The organism is Spongiibacter sp. IMCC21906 (genome assembly GCF_001010805.1).
GTDB lineage: Bacteria > Pseudomonadota > Gammaproteobacteria > Pseudomonadales > Spongiibacteraceae > Spongiibacter.
This window is the reverse complement of sequence record NZ_CP011477.1, coordinates 199,515-214,212: the sequence shown is the minus strand read 5'-3', so window position 1 is coordinate 214,212 and position 14,698 is coordinate 199,515. Positions and strand designations below refer to the sequence as shown.

At 51.4% G+C, this 14,698-nt stretch carries 14 protein-coding genes; 9 read left to right on the top strand and 5 right to left on the bottom strand.

The genetic code is table 11. The features are described 5' to 3' along the window. Positions 1-5: 5 nt before the first annotated feature. The 8 genes from ureG (at position 6) to IMCC21906_RS00895 (ending at position 6,378) form a co-directional block, all read left to right on the top strand. The gene (ureG, locus tag IMCC21906_RS00930) at positions 6-623 is read left to right on the top strand and encodes an urease accessory protein UreG (protein ID WP_047010594.1); all 618 of its coding nucleotides are present in this window, start codon (positions 6-8) and stop codon (positions 621-623) included. Positions 624-646: 23 nt separating this feature from the next. Continuing rightward, a complete protein-coding gene (locus IMCC21906_RS00925) occupies positions 647-1,255 on the top strand; it encodes a hypothetical protein (protein ID WP_047010593.1) in 609 nt (202 codons plus the stop codon). Between the two features lie 126 nt (positions 1,256-1,381). Continuing rightward, entirely contained in the window at positions 1,382-2,278 is an 897-nt protein-coding gene (locus IMCC21906_RS00920) for a hypothetical protein (protein ID WP_156165952.1), read from the top strand. Positions 2,279-2,797: 519 nt separating this feature from the next. Further along, a complete protein-coding gene (locus tag IMCC21906_RS00915; RefSeq protein WP_047010591.1) occupies positions 2,798-3,451 on the top strand; it encodes a TorF family putative porin in 654 nt (217 codons plus the stop codon). Positions 3,452-3,542: 91 nt separating this feature from the next. Further along, positions 3,543-3,881 carry a P-II family nitrogen regulator gene (glnK, locus tag IMCC21906_RS00910; protein WP_047010590.1) on the top strand — a complete coding sequence of 113 codons (339 nt, stop codon included), beginning with the start codon at positions 3,543-3,545 and terminating at the stop codon, positions 3,879-3,881. 69 nt (positions 3,882-3,950) lie between these two features. Next, a complete protein-coding gene (locus IMCC21906_RS00905; RefSeq protein WP_047010589.1) occupies positions 3,951-5,195 on the top strand; it encodes an ammonium transporter in 1,245 nt (414 codons plus the stop codon). A 227-nt stretch (positions 5,196-5,422) separates the two neighbouring features. Continuing rightward, entirely contained in the window at positions 5,423-5,761 is a 339-nt protein-coding gene (gene glnK / locus IMCC21906_RS00900; protein WP_047010588.1) for a P-II family nitrogen regulator, read from the top strand. 419 nt (positions 5,762-6,180) lie between these two features. Then, positions 6,181-6,378, top strand: coding sequence for a hypothetical protein (locus IMCC21906_RS00895; RefSeq protein ID WP_047010587.1), 198 nt, complete (start codon positions 6,181-6,183; stop codon positions 6,376-6,378). Here IMCC21906_RS00895 and IMCC21906_RS00890 read toward each other — a convergent pair. Next, positions 6,358-7,083, bottom strand: coding sequence for an HAD family hydrolase (locus tag IMCC21906_RS00890; protein WP_047010586.1), 726 nt, complete (start codon positions 7,081-7,083; stop codon positions 6,358-6,360). The two genes, IMCC21906_RS00895 and IMCC21906_RS00890, sit on opposite strands and share 21 nt — an antisense overlap. A gap of 242 nt (positions 7,084-7,325) precedes the next feature. Between IMCC21906_RS00890 and IMCC21906_RS00885 the strand changes: the two genes are divergently transcribed. After that, positions 7,326-8,537, top strand: a complete 1,212-nt coding sequence (locus tag IMCC21906_RS00885) for a S9 family peptidase (protein ID WP_047010585.1) — start codon at positions 7,326-7,328, stop codon at positions 8,535-8,537. Between the two features lie 2,024 nt (positions 8,538-10,561). Here the strand turns inward: IMCC21906_RS00885 and IMCC21906_RS00880 are convergent. From IMCC21906_RS00880 to IMCC21906_RS00865, 4 genes are all read right to left on the bottom strand, one after another. Then, positions 10,562-11,263, bottom strand: a complete 702-nt coding sequence (locus IMCC21906_RS00880) for a DUF484 family protein (protein ID WP_047010584.1) — start codon at positions 11,261-11,263, stop codon at positions 10,562-10,564. Positions 11,264-11,271: 8 nt separating this feature from the next. Further along, the gene (dapF, locus tag IMCC21906_RS00875) at positions 11,272-12,102 is read right to left on the bottom strand and encodes a diaminopimelate epimerase (protein WP_047010583.1); all 831 of its coding nucleotides are present in this window, start codon (positions 12,100-12,102) and stop codon (positions 11,272-11,274) included. 116 nt (positions 12,103-12,218) lie between these two features. Next, on the bottom strand, positions 12,219-13,466 hold the full coding sequence (gene lysA / locus IMCC21906_RS00870; protein ID WP_047010582.1) for a diaminopimelate decarboxylase: 1,248 nt from the start codon (positions 13,464-13,466) through the stop codon (positions 12,219-12,221). 8 nt (positions 13,467-13,474) lie between these two features. Continuing rightward, the gene (locus IMCC21906_RS00865) at positions 13,475-13,660 is read right to left on the bottom strand and encodes a lipoprotein (protein WP_047010581.1); all 186 of its coding nucleotides are present in this window, start codon (positions 13,658-13,660) and stop codon (positions 13,475-13,477) included. Positions 13,661-14,698: the final 1,038 nt, after the last annotated feature.

The following is a 14,698-nucleotide window of genomic DNA, read 5'->3' as shown; positions in this document are numbered from 1 at the left end:
AAGAAATGAAAAAACCGGCATTGCGTCTGGGTATTGGTGGCCCGGTGGGCTCAGGTAAAACCGCCTTGGTGAAAGCCCTTTGTGCTCGTTTGAAAAACCGCTTCAATATTGCTGTTATCACCAATGACATTTATACCCGAGAAGACGCGGAGTTTTTGCTGCGCCACGAGGTGTTGGAGCAAGATCGTATTCTAGGGGTGGAAACCGGGGGCTGTCCCCACACGGCAATTCGAGAAGATGCGTCGATGAATCTTTCTGCGGTAGCAGAATTAAATAAACGCTTTCCTGACCTTGAGTTGATTTTGATTGAAAGCGGTGGCGATAACCTGGCGGCGACCTTTAGTCCGGAGCTGTCCGATTTAACCTTGTACGTCATTGATGTGTCCGCGGGCGATAAAATTCCCCGTAAAGGTGGCCCGGGTATCACGCGTTCAGATTTGCTGATTATCAACAAAACTGACTTGGCGCCTTTAGTTGGTGCAAGTCTTGATGTTATGGACAAAGACGCTACAAGAATGCGCGGCAGCAAGCCTTTTGTGTTCACAAACTTAAAGGACGAGTCGGGACTTGATGAGGTGGTTACTTTTGTTATTGAGCAGGGCATGCTGACAAGCGCAGCTTAAAAAGGTTTAGAGGAATTTAGCACATGGATATCGGTTTTCTGCCGAGTATGTTGGCAATGGGGTTTGCGGCCGGTGTACTTCACGCCTTTGATGCAGATCATCTGGCGGCGGTAAGTGGGCTCAGTGGCAGTGATGGTAAGCGCAGTGTTCGCTTTGCATTACACTGGGGCTTGGGCCACGGTGTCGCTGTTATTATTATTGCCGCGGCAGTGATTGTCTTTGGTGCGGCTATTCCAGAGCGCTTTAGTGCGTTTGCTGAGTCTGCCGTTGCGTGGATGTTGATATTGATCGGCGTACATACTTTTTATCACCTCTGGCAACAGCATAAAGGTAATACCGTCCATGACGGTAAGCGGAGCAATGCGATGTTGGTGGGGCTTGTGCATGGCAGTGCCGGTTCGGCACCGTTGCTGGCCTTGATACCCGCAGCTAACTTTTCCTCCCCTGCGTGGGGGATGTTGCATATCTTATTGTTTAATTTTGGTCTGTTGCTGGCCATGCTCGGGGTTGGCGCGACGCTTCGCAGAGGTTTGTTGATTGCCGCTAATCGCGATGGCCGTTTGCAAATTTCGTTACAAGGTAGCTTGGCCAGTTTTGCGGTGGGTTTTGGGGTGTTTTTGTTGTTAGGTTAATAAAGGCGGCTGTTAACTTCATGCTTGTATCTGCAATAAACAACGACAGCAGTGGCGAAGAGGTGTGACGATGAAAGCCACTACGGGTTACACTTTTGCCACATTTATATTTGGGATGATGACACGATGCGATCCTTTGCAGTAATGATGCTGGGCTTATTGCCTGCAATGACTTTAGCCGCTGAGCTGAAGATTGGGCCTGGTCAAAGTTATCTGGTTGAGAAAGACAACTCTCAGCTGGTTCTTGATTATTTGGAAATCGGTGATGCCGCCCATATTCGTTTTGCTGAGGGAATCGCGGCATGGCGAGTTCAAGCTAAAACGGCTGTCATTGGTGACAATGTTGTTATTGATGGTCGTGGCAGTGTTGGCGAATCTGGCATCAGTGGGGTGTCTGCTAATAATTGCAAAAACCAGTTAAACGGCCAAGGTGGTGCCCATGGGGCGCCGGGCACAGATGGTGTGTCGATGCGCTTGCAACTGGGAATCGAGTCGCTGGGTAGCCTCAATATTCTCGCTGATGGCGGAAACGGGGGTAACGGTGGCAGCGGCGGTAATGGCGCTGATAATAACGATGATTGTGCCGGCGAGCGCGGTGGCGATGGCGGCGACGGCGGTGATGGCGGCGTAGGTGGCAGCGGTGGCGAAATCACCATTTTGTATAGAGTGCTTGGCAGTGATCTGGAGCCGATCGATGTATCACAGCGAGTCAAGGTCAGTGCAGAGCCTGGGAAAGGCGGTGCGGGTGGCCGAGGTGGCAGCAGCGGTGAGGGCGGTGGTGGTCACTACATTACCAAGAAAACCTTGGCGGGAAACCGTCAATGGGTTTCAGGAGGTGAGGCCGGTTTATCAGGCAGCGTGGGCTTGTCCGGTGAGCCAGGGAGTAGCGGAGCCGTCATGATTGATTCATTGATGATGCAGTCCCCTGCGGCTAGTCAATCATCAGCCAAAGAAAATCGCTCGCTATTGCAGCGCCTAGAGGCCTTGGAGCGCCGGGTTAAAGTTTTAGAAAACGCAAAATAAATCTTTTCAGCAGGCCCAGCTCTGGGCCTGCTCCATTTCTGCCCAGTCATACTGATGCCATTCTATTTTGGTGCTAAAAGATTGTGATGCCCTTAGCCCATTCTGCTTGAGTGGTGCGCATCGGTGCAGTGGTTCTATCGTGGTGCGATTTACGGGGGCGCTTGCAAGAGCGTCTACGTTGCGACACAGAAAGTTTCACTAAGCACTTGTTTTAAATTGTGAAATTATACCATTTTGGTTTTCATTCCCTTTCTGCCTCCATGTCTACTCGGAGCAGGCTGCTTAGTTTTGATGCATTCCCCTTTAAAGCTATAAAAAAATGCACCTAAGTTGTGCGGCCACATTAAATGCACCCTTAATGTGCTCTTTGAGCTTTGTAAAAGTCGTTTAAACGAATAGCAATTAATGCATAAGTCATTGAATTTTAATTATAAAAATAATGTTGGCATCGAAAATGCTATTACAACGACAAGATTGTGTGTGATCACTCTCTTACAAACCTAAGTGGAGACTTAAGACATGAAAAACGTAAAAAACCTTCTTGCAGCTAGCGTAGCGGCTGCGTCAATGACCTTGGTTGCTGCTCCAGCGTCTGCTGTTGATGTGTCTGCGAGTGCCAGTGTAGCCAGTTTGTATTTGTGGCGTGGTTTTGATCTCAGCGACGGCTCTCCTGCTGTTTCTGGTGATATCACGATTAGCGAAGCTGGCTTCTATGCCGGTGTTTGGGGTTCTAGCGGCGATGATACTAACGGCCAAGAAGTTGACTACTATGCTGGTTTCGCCACTGAAGCGGGCCCAGTTAGTATCGACTTGAGTGTTTGGAACTATGTCTACCCCGGTTCTAGCGCGGGCTTTGTCGACAACGGCGACACCTATGGTGACCTGAGTGAAGTCATTCTTGGTTTGGGTGTGGGGCCTGTCAGCTTGACCATTTATGACAATATTGCGGGTGCACAGGGTTATAACTATTACACATTAGGTTATGACGTTGGCAGCTTCTCTTTCTTGCTTGGCGGTACTGAGAACAACAACGAAGATGCAAACTATGCACACTTCGACGTTTCGTATGCTTACAACGACAATTTGGCGTTCACATTTAGCCAGATGATGGATGAAGACAACGATGACGATCTGAAGTTTGTTGTTTCTTACAGCCTGCCTATCTCAATGTAATTTCAGGGGCTGGTGACCCTTTTGGGTCGCCAGCCAATTTTAATAAGCAATTTCACATGTGTGGTTGACGCACATTGATAGGAGATATCCGATGAAATTGATTACGGCTGTTATTAAGCCCTTCAAACTCGACGATGTGCGTGAAGCACTGTCTGATATCGGTGTTCAGGGCATCACCGTGACAGAAGTAAAAGGTTTTGGTCGTCAGAAAGGTCACACCGAGCTGTACCGAGGTGCAGAGTACGTCGTGGACTTTCTTCCCAAAGTGAAAATTGAAGTGGCGGTCGCTGACGGTAGCGTTGACTCAACCATTGAGGCGATTAGCAAGTCTGCCAACACCGGCAAAATTGGTGATGGCAAGATCTTTGTTGCCCCGCTGGAACAGGTTGTTCGTATTCGTACTGGTGAAACTGGCGAAGACGCAATCTAAATTATTGAGTTGTCGAGCTTTCGCTCTAACAAAAATATTCTGTAACAAACTCCCTTTGGAGGGCATGTGATGGAAGACATCATACAAGTCAAATACGCCCTGGACACATTCTACTTCTTGGTCTGTGGTGCGTTCGTAATGTGGATGGCGGCAGGTTTTGCCATGCTGGAGTCCGGCCTTGTTCGGGCTAAGAACACAACTGAAATTCTGACTAAAAACGTCGCGCTGTTTGCGATCGCTTGTACTATGTACCTGCTGATGGGTTACACCATCATGTATGGTGGCAGTGCGGGTGGCTTTTTGCCTGACGGCTGGTTTGGCAACAGTATTGCCGACGCTAGCGTAGAAGAAGTACTCGCGTCTAATGGCGATATCTACTACTCAGGCTCATCAGACTTCTTCTTCCAGGTGGTGTTCGTTGCAACGGCAATGTCCATTGTATCTGGTGCGGTTGCTGAGCGTATGAAGCTTTGGACTTTCCTCGCTTTTGCGGTGGTAATGACAGGTGTTATCTACCCGCTGCAAGGTATGTGGAAGTGGGGCGGCGGTTTCCTTGACGCGGCTGGATTCTCTGACTTTGCGGGTTCTGGTGTAGTTCACCTGTGTGGTGCTTCTGCCGCACTTGCTGGTGTACTGCTGCTGGGTGCTCGTAAGGGCAAATACGGCGCAGCGGGCCAGGTCAACGCGATTCCCGGTGCAAATTTGCCCTTGGCAACGCTGGGTACCTTCATTCTGTGGATGGGTTGGTTCGGTTTCAACGGCGGTTCTGAGTTGATGATATCCAACATCGATGAAGCCAACGCAACATCACAGGTGTTTGTGAATACCAATGCTGCGGCAAGTGGTGGTTTGATTGCAGCGCTGATTGTTGCACGCATCCTGTTCGGTAAAGCGGACTTAACCATGGCACTGAACGGCGCGCTTGCTGGTCTGGTTGCTATTACGGCTGAACCGCTGACACCAGGCCCTATCGAGGCGACTCTGATTGGTGCGGTTGGTGGTGTGCTGGTTGTGTTTGCCATCCTGACCTTGGACAAGCTCAAAATCGACGACCCTGTCGGTGCGATCTCGGTTCACGGTGTTGTGGGTATCTGGGGCTTGATGGCGGTGCCATTAACTAACAGTGACACGGCATTTGGTTCACAAATCTATGGCACAGTGATCATCTTTGCCTGGGCCTTCGGTGCAAGCCTGGTGGTTTGGGCTATCCTCAAAGCGGTTATGGGACTGCGTGTGACCGAAGAGGAAGAGTACGAGGGTGTCGACATCTCCGAGTGTGGGATGGAAGCCTATCCTGAGTTCACCAACAAGTAAGTCTCCCCCGTTTGGTGATGATACTGGGCGCTCAGCAATGAGCGCCCTTTTTTATGTTTCAGGGGTTATTGACGATTGTGCCCTGTGCTTGTAATCGGTTTAGGGTCTTGGTATTAATCGTTCCGCTATAATTAATCAGATGCCTTAAGGGTGGCTTGCCAAGCCAGCGGGCCTGGGCTAAGTTAGCGGGTCAAACAAAAGAACACCGCCAGGGGGATTGTTCGGGTATGAAATTAGTCAGTGCTGTGATTAAACCGTTTAAATTGGATGATGTGCGCGCTGCACTATCTGAGATCGGTGTGCAAGGCGTTACGGTTACGGAAGTGAAAGGTTTTGGGCGTCAGAAAGGCCATACCGAACTGTATCGTGGCGCGGAGTATGTGGTGGACTTTCTGCCAAAGGTAAAGCTAGAAATTGCGGTAGCCGACTCTCTTTTAGACAAGGTTATTGATACGGTCACCAAGGCAGCTAGCACGGGTAAGATTGGTGATGGCAAAATCTTTGTGACAGAGCTAGAACAGGTTATTCGTATTCGTACCGGCGAAACCGGCGAAGACGCTATTTAGCACTTTCAGGCTGGCCCGTTCGCGGCCAGCCTACTTCTGTATCCGCGGCTGTTCAATTTAAACTTTTGCGGAATATCCAGAACACTCTTTAATCACCTCTTTGTTGGCCTTAAGATCGCGTTTCTGCGGTAGCGTAGTCTTCGTCGTGTAAAACACAGAATTTTGGCGGCAACATGGTCTTTGGCGGTATGCGATTGCGAGGGAGAAAAAGCTTGTTTGCGAGCAGGTCGCGTAAAAATTTTTGCGATTTTTTAATGCGGATCGGCCTGTGGCAGTAGCGTTTTCGGGGTATTCAATAAATAGCTATCAATTTTTTCTTTTTAAGAATAAAAAATACTAAAAACGGCGTTGTCTTTTGATATGGGCTAGCAGTATAAAGCCTCTTGTATAGGGTGTTCTTTGTTCCTGAAGGAGGCGTTATGGAATCCCGTATTAATACCTATCAAAATAAAAAACAGCTTAATAGAGGCGCGGCAAATGTGCTGACTTCCCACGATAGAATGCGGGATCAGTTGGCAAAAGATGTCGAAGATTTCTTAGCGCAAGGTGGCGAAATTCAGCATCTTGAATCTTATATGCACAGTGCGCTAAGCGATTCAGATCAAGATATTTTTTAGCGCGGGCTTCCCTAGCCCTTTAATTAACTCAGGTAGCTGGCGCCAGTCATCAAAATGGCCGTCAGCCTCGTCGCTGGGCAAAGGGGCTTTTGCTGTCAGTCTTGCCTGTAAAGTATAAAACCCCAGTGCCTTAGCGCCGCCAATGTCATCTTCTATATGATCGCCAATGTGAACGGCCTGATGAGGCGAGCAGTTGGCGACTTCCAGTGCTTTTTTAAACAGTGCTGGCTCTGGCTTACTCGCCCCAAACTCTTCTGCTCTGAAATACGCTGTAAAGTGTTGTCCCACCGCTATTCTTGCCAAATCAGCATTGCCATTGGTCAGCCCTATTAATTGATAGTTCTTGCTCAATGCTTCCAGAGTGGTCTCGCAGTGGTCAAAAGGCGTAACTAGCTGTCTGGCTTCTAAAAAATGTATAAAAACCTCTTCGGCAATACTTTCACTATGGAGCCCATGACCAGAACTTTTTAGCAGCGCGGTTAAGCTTTCTCGCCGCCAGGCACTAATGTTGTGTCTTAGCTCTGGGTAGTGTTTTAGGTAATCGAGCCGGTGAGCGCGAATAGCATCTTGACTGTATTGCGCCGTGAGCTTGGGGGCCAGCTTTTGTAAGTGTTCAAAGAATACGGCTTCTGCCTGTTTGATGGTTGTGCTAACGGGCCAAAGGGTGTCGTCTAGGTCAAAACAAATTAACTTTACATCATTCATTGAGGCGTTCCGGTGGATTGAAAGCTGATGATTAGGAGAGGGGCATAACACTGCTCGCGTTGGGTACAGGCTCAATGCTTAGGCTTGTCATAGCTGGAGTCGGGGGTGAGGCTTACTTCGTAGCTTAACAAAACTGCCGCTGATGGTCATAGGCTGCCATCGTATTTTCATGGATAATCAATATATTGGGCGTTTGAGAGGTGAACTTTTGAGCGCAAGATAGAGCGTAATAGGACATAGCTATGCGGGAATCTGCCCTTCATTTGGTGACTGAGTCACCGCCGTGGTGGCGAACCTTGCCAGAAGATTTTTACTGTCAATCAGATGGTACCGAGCTGGATTCAGAGTATCCGGTTAAGGTTTATGGCTCTGCCGCCATTGATCGGGTGCTTCGCAGTGGCTTAGGGGCAATGGTGACTGCGGCAATGTTACCAAAGCTGCTCAAGGGAGCGATGGGAAGCAAAGAGCGTCACTGGCTGGATTTTTATACAGAGATGGCCGAAGCCCGGGACATTAATCAAGTGTTTCAGCCCCCGGCTGATGTTTACGTAGAAGAGTGCAAGCCCTCTTTTTTTACCCGCATACCGAAAGATATTCCGGCGGTGGAGCTGTGTTTTGATAGCCCCTTTACACCCCTCAATCCAGATATCACTGCCAGCTACCTCAGTCATAAAAACAACCGTCGAGCACGGGCTTTGCACTGGCGTCATCCCGAAGGCCCCCGCCCCACCATGATTTTTGTGCACGGGGTGGTCGAGAGCTGGTACAGCGTTAATAGCGTATTTTTCTCCTTAAAGTCTTTTTATGATCAAGGCTATGACGTGGTGATGTTTACCCTGCCGTTTCATGGCAAACGCGCGGATAGCTATCGTCTCTTTAATGGTTTTGGGGTGTTTTCGGGTGGGTTTTCACAGATAAACGAGGCAGTGCTACATGCGGTGAGTGACCTACGGGTACTCTTCAATTATTTAGTTGAGCGCGGTACGCCTAGTGTAGGCATTACCGGGCTGAGCTTAGGTGGTTATATTAGCGCCTTGATGGCAGTGGTTGAGCATCGCTTGGCCTTCTGTATTCCCAACTCGCCTTTGGTTGCGCCGGTGGATACGATGCGCGGCTGGCAACCCACGGGCCATTTATTAGACTTAATTAGCCAGCACAGTGGCATTACCCCGTTAGATCTGCGGCAGGGAATGGCCATTCATAGTCCTTTAACCTACCAGCCCAAACTCGATCCCGAAAAGGTGATGATCATTGGTGGCGCAGGAGACCGCTTTACGCCCCCTCGTTTTGTCCGGTTGATGCATTCTCATTGGCCCGAATCCCACCTGCACTGGTTTCCTGGCAATCACATGATGCACTGGGGACAAGGCGAGTATTTAAAATTGATGTTGCGATTTATGGACAGCCATTGCCAGGGAATGTTGTCAGACAACGAACAGCAACTTTACTATTAACTTTGCCGAATCTCCCCATATCGTCATACCGGCTTCACTACTAACTTTGCCGATTCTCCCCATGTCGTCATACCGGCCTCCGAGCCGGTATCCAAAAAGCCGCCGTACTTTGATCACCGCCAGTGTTAAAACGTGTCTCGGGCAACTGGATCCCGGCTCGCTATCGCGTCCGGGATGACCAAAAGGGAGGCGTATCTTGGATGACGAAGAGGGGTTATTTTGTGGTGCCTGGGAGGACTGAGTGGGGGAATTATCCTGCGGCGCTCGGGATGACGGAGTAGAAGGTGGGGTTCTGCTGCGTTCGTGACTGCCAGAGTAGGGTGAGTATATCGTCGAATCTCACCATGTCGTCATACCGGCCTCCGAGCCGGTATCCAAAAAGCCGCCGTACTTTGATCACCGCCAGTGTTAAAACGTGTCTCGGGCAACTGGATCCCGGCTCGCTGTCGCGTCCGGGATGACGAAAAGGAAGGCGTGTCTGGGATGACTTGAGTGGGGGGTATTATCCTGCGGTGTTGGGGATGAATTGAGTGGGGGTATTATCCTGCGGCGCTCGGAATGACGGAGGAGAAAGTGTCATTCTGCGGCGTTCGTGACTGCAGAGTAAGGTGAGTATATCGTCGATTCTCCCCATGTCGTCATACCGGCCCCCGAGCCGGTATCCAGAAAGCCACCGTACTCTGAATCACCGCCAGTGTTAAAACGTGCCCCTGAGCAGCTGGATCCCGGCTCGCTGTCGCGTCCGGGATGACGAAAAGGAAGGCGTGTCTGGGATGACTTGAGTGGGGGTATTATCCTGCGGCGCTCGGAATGACGGAGGAGAAAGTGTCATCCTGCGGCGTTCGTGACTGTAGAGTAGGGTGAGAATATCGTCGATTCTCCCCATGTCGTCATACCGGCCCTCGAGCCGGTATCCAGAAAGCCGCCGTACTCTGAATCACCGCCAGTGTTAAAGCGTGCCTCCGAGCAGCTGGATCCCGGCTCGCTATCGCGTCCGGGATGACCAAAAGGGAGGCGTATCTTGGATGACGAAGAGGGGTTATTTTGTGGTGCCTGGGAGGACTGAGTGGGGGAATTATCCTGCGGCGCTCGGGATGACGGAGTAGACGGTGGGGTTCTGTTGCGTTCGTGACTGCAGAGTAAGGTGAGTATATCGTCGATTCTCCCCATGTCGTCATACCGGCCTCCGAGCCGGTATCCAGAAAGCCGCCGTACTCTGAGTTAGCGCCAGTGTTAAAACGTTTCTCCGAGCAGCTGGATCCCGGCTCGCTATCGCGTCCGGGATGACCAAAAGGGAGGCATATCTTGGATGACGAAGAGGGGTTATTTTGTGGTGCCTGGGAGGACTGAGTGGGGGAATTATCCTGCGGCGCTCGGGATGACGGAGTAGACGGTGGGGTTCTGTTGCGTGACTGTAGAGTAAGGTGAGTATATCGTCGATCCTCCCCATGTCGTCATACCGGCCTCCGAGCCGGTATCCAGAAAGCCGCCGTACTCTGAATCACCGCCAGTGTTAAAGCGTGCCTCCGAGCAACTGGATCCCGGCTCGCTGTCGCGTCCGGGATGACCAAAAGGGAGGCGTGTCTGGGATGACTTGAGTGGGGGTATTATCCTGCGGTGTTGGGGATGCCTGAGTGGAAGGTGCCATTCAGCGGCGCTCGGGGTGATGGAGTAGAAGGTGGGGTTCTGCGGCGAGTAAGGTGAGTATATCGTCGATTCTCCCCATGTCGTCATACCGGCCTCCGAGCCGGTATCCAGAAAGCCACCGAACTCTGAATTAGCGCCAGTGTTAAAACGTGCCTCCGGGCAGCTGGATCCCGGCTCGCTATCGCGTCCGGGATGACGAAAAGGGGGGGCGCGTCCGGGATGACGGCAAGGGAGGCGTGTCCGGGATGACGAAAAGAGAGGCGTGTCTTGGATGGCGAAGAGGAAGGCGTATCTGGTATGACGAAGAGGGGACATCTTTTGGTCTCCGGTATGACGGAGTGTGGAGTCCTGCGACGTTCGGGATGAAGGCGTCTTGATTAACCAAAGGGGCTGCGCATTAGTTTGGGTAGGCTGCGGTTGACGACTTCGACGATATAGTCCAAAAACAAGGTCCCCATACTTGATTTAAAATGCTCGGGGTCTTTGCTGGCGATGGCAATGACGCCGTCAATATTGCCGGGTTTGATGGGCATAATTGCAGCAGAGCCAATATGGTCAGCATGTTTGCCAAACAGAAACCCCAGTTCTTGGGGACGCAAAACACCGCAGACGGCTTTGTGGCTGCCTAATAGCCCGCCAATATGCTCTCGGGCTTGCTCGGGATTTTCGACGCGCAATTGGCTGCCGCCAAGTTTGTTAGGGTCAGCAAATAAAATTAGGCTGGCGTAATCTACCGGCTCAAAGTCACTCACCAAGTGGCGACACAGGGTATTGCTTAATTCATCTGCGCGCTTGGCCTCCAGCAACGACAAGATCAGCGCCTTACTTTGCTCAAAGAGTTGCTCGTTGCGTTGGGCATTATCGAGCAATTTACTAAGACGGTTACGCATATCCATATTGCGTTCTCGCAATAGGGCAACTTGTCGTTCCAACAGGCTTACAGCTTTACCGGTTTTGTGGGACAGCTTCAGGTCTACCAGCAAGTCTTCATTAGCAAGAAAAAAGCCGGGATGGTTGCGTAAATAACGAGTGACTTCCTCTTCACTGGGAAGCTCGGTTTTTTTCTGACTAGAGTCCACGGTGAGTCCTATAGTTGAATTTGACCTTCAAAAACGGTGGTTGCGGGCCCGGTCATGATAACGGGCTGTCCCAGTCCTTGCCACTCAATACTCAGCTCACCGCCGGGTAAGCTGACGTTGACTTTACTATCGAGCTGGCCTTGCACAATACCGCTGACAACGGCTGCACACGCGCCAGTGCCACAAGCGAGAGTTTCGCCAACGCCGCGTTCAAACACCCGCAGCCGTAGTGTTTGCCGATTGACGATTTGAGCGAAGCCGACATTAACCCGCTGGGGAAAGCGGCTGTGGCTTTCGATACTGGGGCCGAGTGTTTCAACGGGGGCGTTGTCAACGTCGTCGACGGGTAGCACCACATGAGGGTTGCCCATAGAGACCGCACCAACTTGCCACTGCTGATCATGTACCGTCAAGCTATAGCTCGCTTGTTCTTCCTCTGCCTGAAACGGGATGCGCATAGGGTCTAGAATCGGTTGGCCCATATCCACCCGTACTTGACGATTGTCGGTTACTTCCAGCTCAAGAATGCCAGCGAGTGTCTCAACCTTGATGCTTTTTTTACCGGTGAGCCTTTTGTCCCGAACAAAGCGGGCAAAACAGCGGGCGCCGTTACCGCATTGTTCAACTTCACTACCTTCGGCATTGTAAATGCGGTACTGAAAATCGACGTCGGGCTGGGTCGGAATTTCGACCAGTAATACTTGATCGCAGCCAATGCCAAAATGGCGGTCGGCAATTTTGCGTATATGATGGGGCTTGATTTTGAAGCGCTGGGTAATGAGGTCAATGACGACAAAATCATTGCCCAGTCCGTGCATTTTGGTAAAGCGTAACAGCATCGTATTATCCAATTATTGCGCCTCGCCGAGGGCGCTGAAGACAGCCTCTATTTAAACTTGAGTTAAGTCAGAGGCTGTCTGAATCGATGCAGGCTGGCTTTAAGTCTGAGCAATGCTCAGGGAAGCAGCGTTTCGCCTCGCATCAGGTCGGCGACAGTTTCTCGTTCGCGGATTAAATAATGCTGGTCACCATCGACCATGACTTCCGCGACACGTCCACGACTATTGTAATTGGAACTCATGGTAAATCCATAGGCTCCACTAGACCCCAGGGCCAGTAAGTCGCCGGCCTCAATACTTAATTCACGATCTTTGGCTAAAAAGTCACCAGTTTCGCATACTGGGCCAACAACATCGTAATGGCGGGGCTCGGCTGTGCTGCGTTGCTGCACGGGCTGTAAGTTCATCCAGGCAGAATACAGCGCAGGTCGGAGCATATCGTTCATGGCCGCATCGATAACGGCAAAATTCTTATGCTCATTCAGCTTTAAATATTCGACTTTGGTGAGCAAGACGCCAGCGTTGGCGGCAATCGAGCGACCCGGTTCAAACATCAGTTTGAGTTTGCGATCGCCCAATTGCTGACGCACTTGGGCAATATAGTCGGCAGTTGATGGTGGAACTTCGTCCCGGTAACACACCCCCAGGCCGCCGCCCAAATCAAGGTGCTCTAAAATAATGCCTTGCTCGGCGAGTTGATCGATAAGCACCAGCACTCGCTCCATTGCATCCAGAAACGGCTTGGTTTCGGTTAGCTGGGAGCCAATATGGCAATCTACGCCTTTAAGAGCGATGTTGGGAAGTGCGGCGGCACGCTGGTAAACCGCCGGGGCCAACTCAAAATCGATACCAAATTTATTATCTTTTAAACCCGTAGAGATATAAGGGTGGGTTTTGGCATCGACATCGGGGTTGACCCGGATGGAAACAGGCGCTTGTTTGCCCATTTCTGCCGCGACGGTGTTTAAGCGCTCCAATTCAGCTTCTGATTCCACATTAAAGCAGTAAATTCCCACGTCTAATGCTCGGCGCATTTCATCGGCGGTTTTACCTACGCCGGAGAACACGATCTTGTCGGCGCTGCCACCGGCGGCCAATACCCGTTCTAATTCGCCCACAGAAACCAGGTCAAAACCGGCGCCGAGTCTGGCCAACACATTTAATACTGCAATATTGGAGTTGGCTTTTACCGCATAGCAGACCAAGCTGTCTTGGCCTTTTAGCGCCTCCGCGTACTCCAAATAGCGCTGCTCAAAATACTGGCGAGAATACACATAACAAGGACTGCCATAGTGCTGGGCAATGGTGCTAAGGGGGACGGCCTCTGCGTAAAGCTCACCGTTCTGGTAATTAAAGGGATTCATTAAACGCTCTATTGTGAAGAGGAGGGCATGACGGCAGAGCTATCATCGCGCTCTTGGCTATTTGGCTCGCTGGCGTTGGGCGCTGAATTTTTGTTTGTTTCCGCTTTTTTGTCGGCGGGATAAATCAGCGGCCCGGTCTGACCACAGGCTTGCAGTAGCAGAACAGCGCAGATTAGCAGGCGAATTGCAGCCACAGCGGGCCTCCAATGGGTAAGTAAGCCGGGCATTATACCCAGCTCAGGTACTGGGCTGAAAGGGCTGTTATGCCTGGCCGATTCAATGCATCTCCGTTAAGCCTGTCATAGCGATCTTCTCGCGCGTTAACCCCGTCTTTAGATGACCGCCGCGCTTCGTCACTCCTGCCACTAGAGAATTTATGCACTTCGTCCTCACGCCTCCGAGCTTCGTCATACCGGCCTCCGAGCTGGTATCCAGAAAGCCACCGCACTTTGGGCTCCCGTCGGGGGTAAAACGTTCCCTTGAGCTTCGTCATACCGGCCTCCGAGCCGGTATCCAGAAAGCCACCGCGCTTTGAGCTCCCGCCGGGGGTAAAACGTTCCCTGAGCAGCTGGATCCCGGCTCGCTGCGCGTCCGGGATGACGGTGTGAGGGTATTATCCTGTAGCGATCGGGATGACGAAGAGGGGCCATCTTGTGGTGTCGGGTATGACTGAGTGGAAGGTGCCATCCTGCAGCGTTCGTATTTGCAGAGCAGGGTGAGTATGTCGTCGATTCTCATCATGTCGTCATACCGGCCTCCGAGCCGGTATCCAGAAAGCCACCGCACTTTGAACTCACGCCGGGGGTAAAACGCTCCCCGAGCAGCTGGATCCCGGCTCGCTGCGCGTCCGGGATGACGGTGTGAGGGTATTATCCTGCAGTGGTCGAGATGACGAAAAGGGGGCTATCTTGTGGTGTCTGGGATGCCGGTGTTGTTTGGAATGTGATGTGGCTTTGGGCATGGTGGGGTGGAAGGTGCCACCCTGCAGCGTTCGTGATTGCAGAGCAGGGTGAGTATGTCGTCGATTCTCATCATGTCGTCATACCGGCCTCCGAGCCGGTATCCAGAAAACCGCCGCACTTTGAATTCCCGCCGGGGGTAAAACGTTCTCCGAGCAACTGGATCCCGGCTCGCTGCGCGTCCGGGATGACGGTGTGAGGGTATTATCCTGCAGCGTTCGTATTTGCAGAGCAGGGTGAGTATGTCGTCGATTCTCATCATGTCGTCATACC

What these genes read in the sequence shown, in the direction of transcription:
- ureG (WP_047010594.1), top strand. Translation starts at nt 6, where the DNA reads ATGAAAAAACCGGCATTGCGTCTGGGTATTGGTGGCCCGGTGGGCTCA.
- IMCC21906_RS00925 (WP_047010593.1), top strand. Translation starts at nt 647, where the DNA reads ATGGATATCGGTTTTCTGCCGAGTATGTTGGCAATGGGGTTTGCGGCC.
- IMCC21906_RS00920 (WP_156165952.1), top strand. Translation starts at nt 1,382, where the DNA reads ATGCGATCCTTTGCAGTAATGATGCTGGGCTTATTGCCTGCAATGACT.
- IMCC21906_RS00915 (WP_047010591.1), top strand. Translation starts at nt 2,798, where the DNA reads ATGAAAAACGTAAAAAACCTTCTTGCAGCTAGCGTAGCGGCTGCGTCA.
- glnK (WP_047010590.1), top strand. Translation starts at nt 3,543, where the DNA reads ATGAAATTGATTACGGCTGTTATTAAGCCCTTCAAACTCGACGATGTG.
- IMCC21906_RS00905 (WP_047010589.1), top strand. Translation starts at nt 3,951, where the DNA reads ATGGAAGACATCATACAAGTCAAATACGCCCTGGACACATTCTACTTC.
- glnK (WP_047010588.1), top strand. Translation starts at nt 5,423, where the DNA reads ATGAAATTAGTCAGTGCTGTGATTAAACCGTTTAAATTGGATGATGTG.
- IMCC21906_RS00895 (WP_047010587.1), top strand. Translation starts at nt 6,181, where the DNA reads ATGGAATCCCGTATTAATACCTATCAAAATAAAAAACAGCTTAATAGA.
- IMCC21906_RS00890 (WP_047010586.1), bottom strand. Translation starts at nt 7,083, where the DNA reads ATGAATGATGTAAAGTTAATTTGTTTTGACCTAGACGACACCCTTTGG.
- IMCC21906_RS00885 (WP_047010585.1), top strand. Translation starts at nt 7,326, where the DNA reads ATGCGGGAATCTGCCCTTCATTTGGTGACTGAGTCACCGCCGTGGTGG.
- dapF (WP_047010583.1), bottom strand. Translation starts at nt 12,102, where the DNA reads ATGCTGTTACGCTTTACCAAAATGCACGGACTGGGCAATGATTTTGTC.
- lysA (WP_047010582.1), bottom strand. Translation starts at nt 13,466, where the DNA reads ATGAATCCCTTTAATTACCAGAACGGTGAGCTTTACGCAGAGGCCGTC.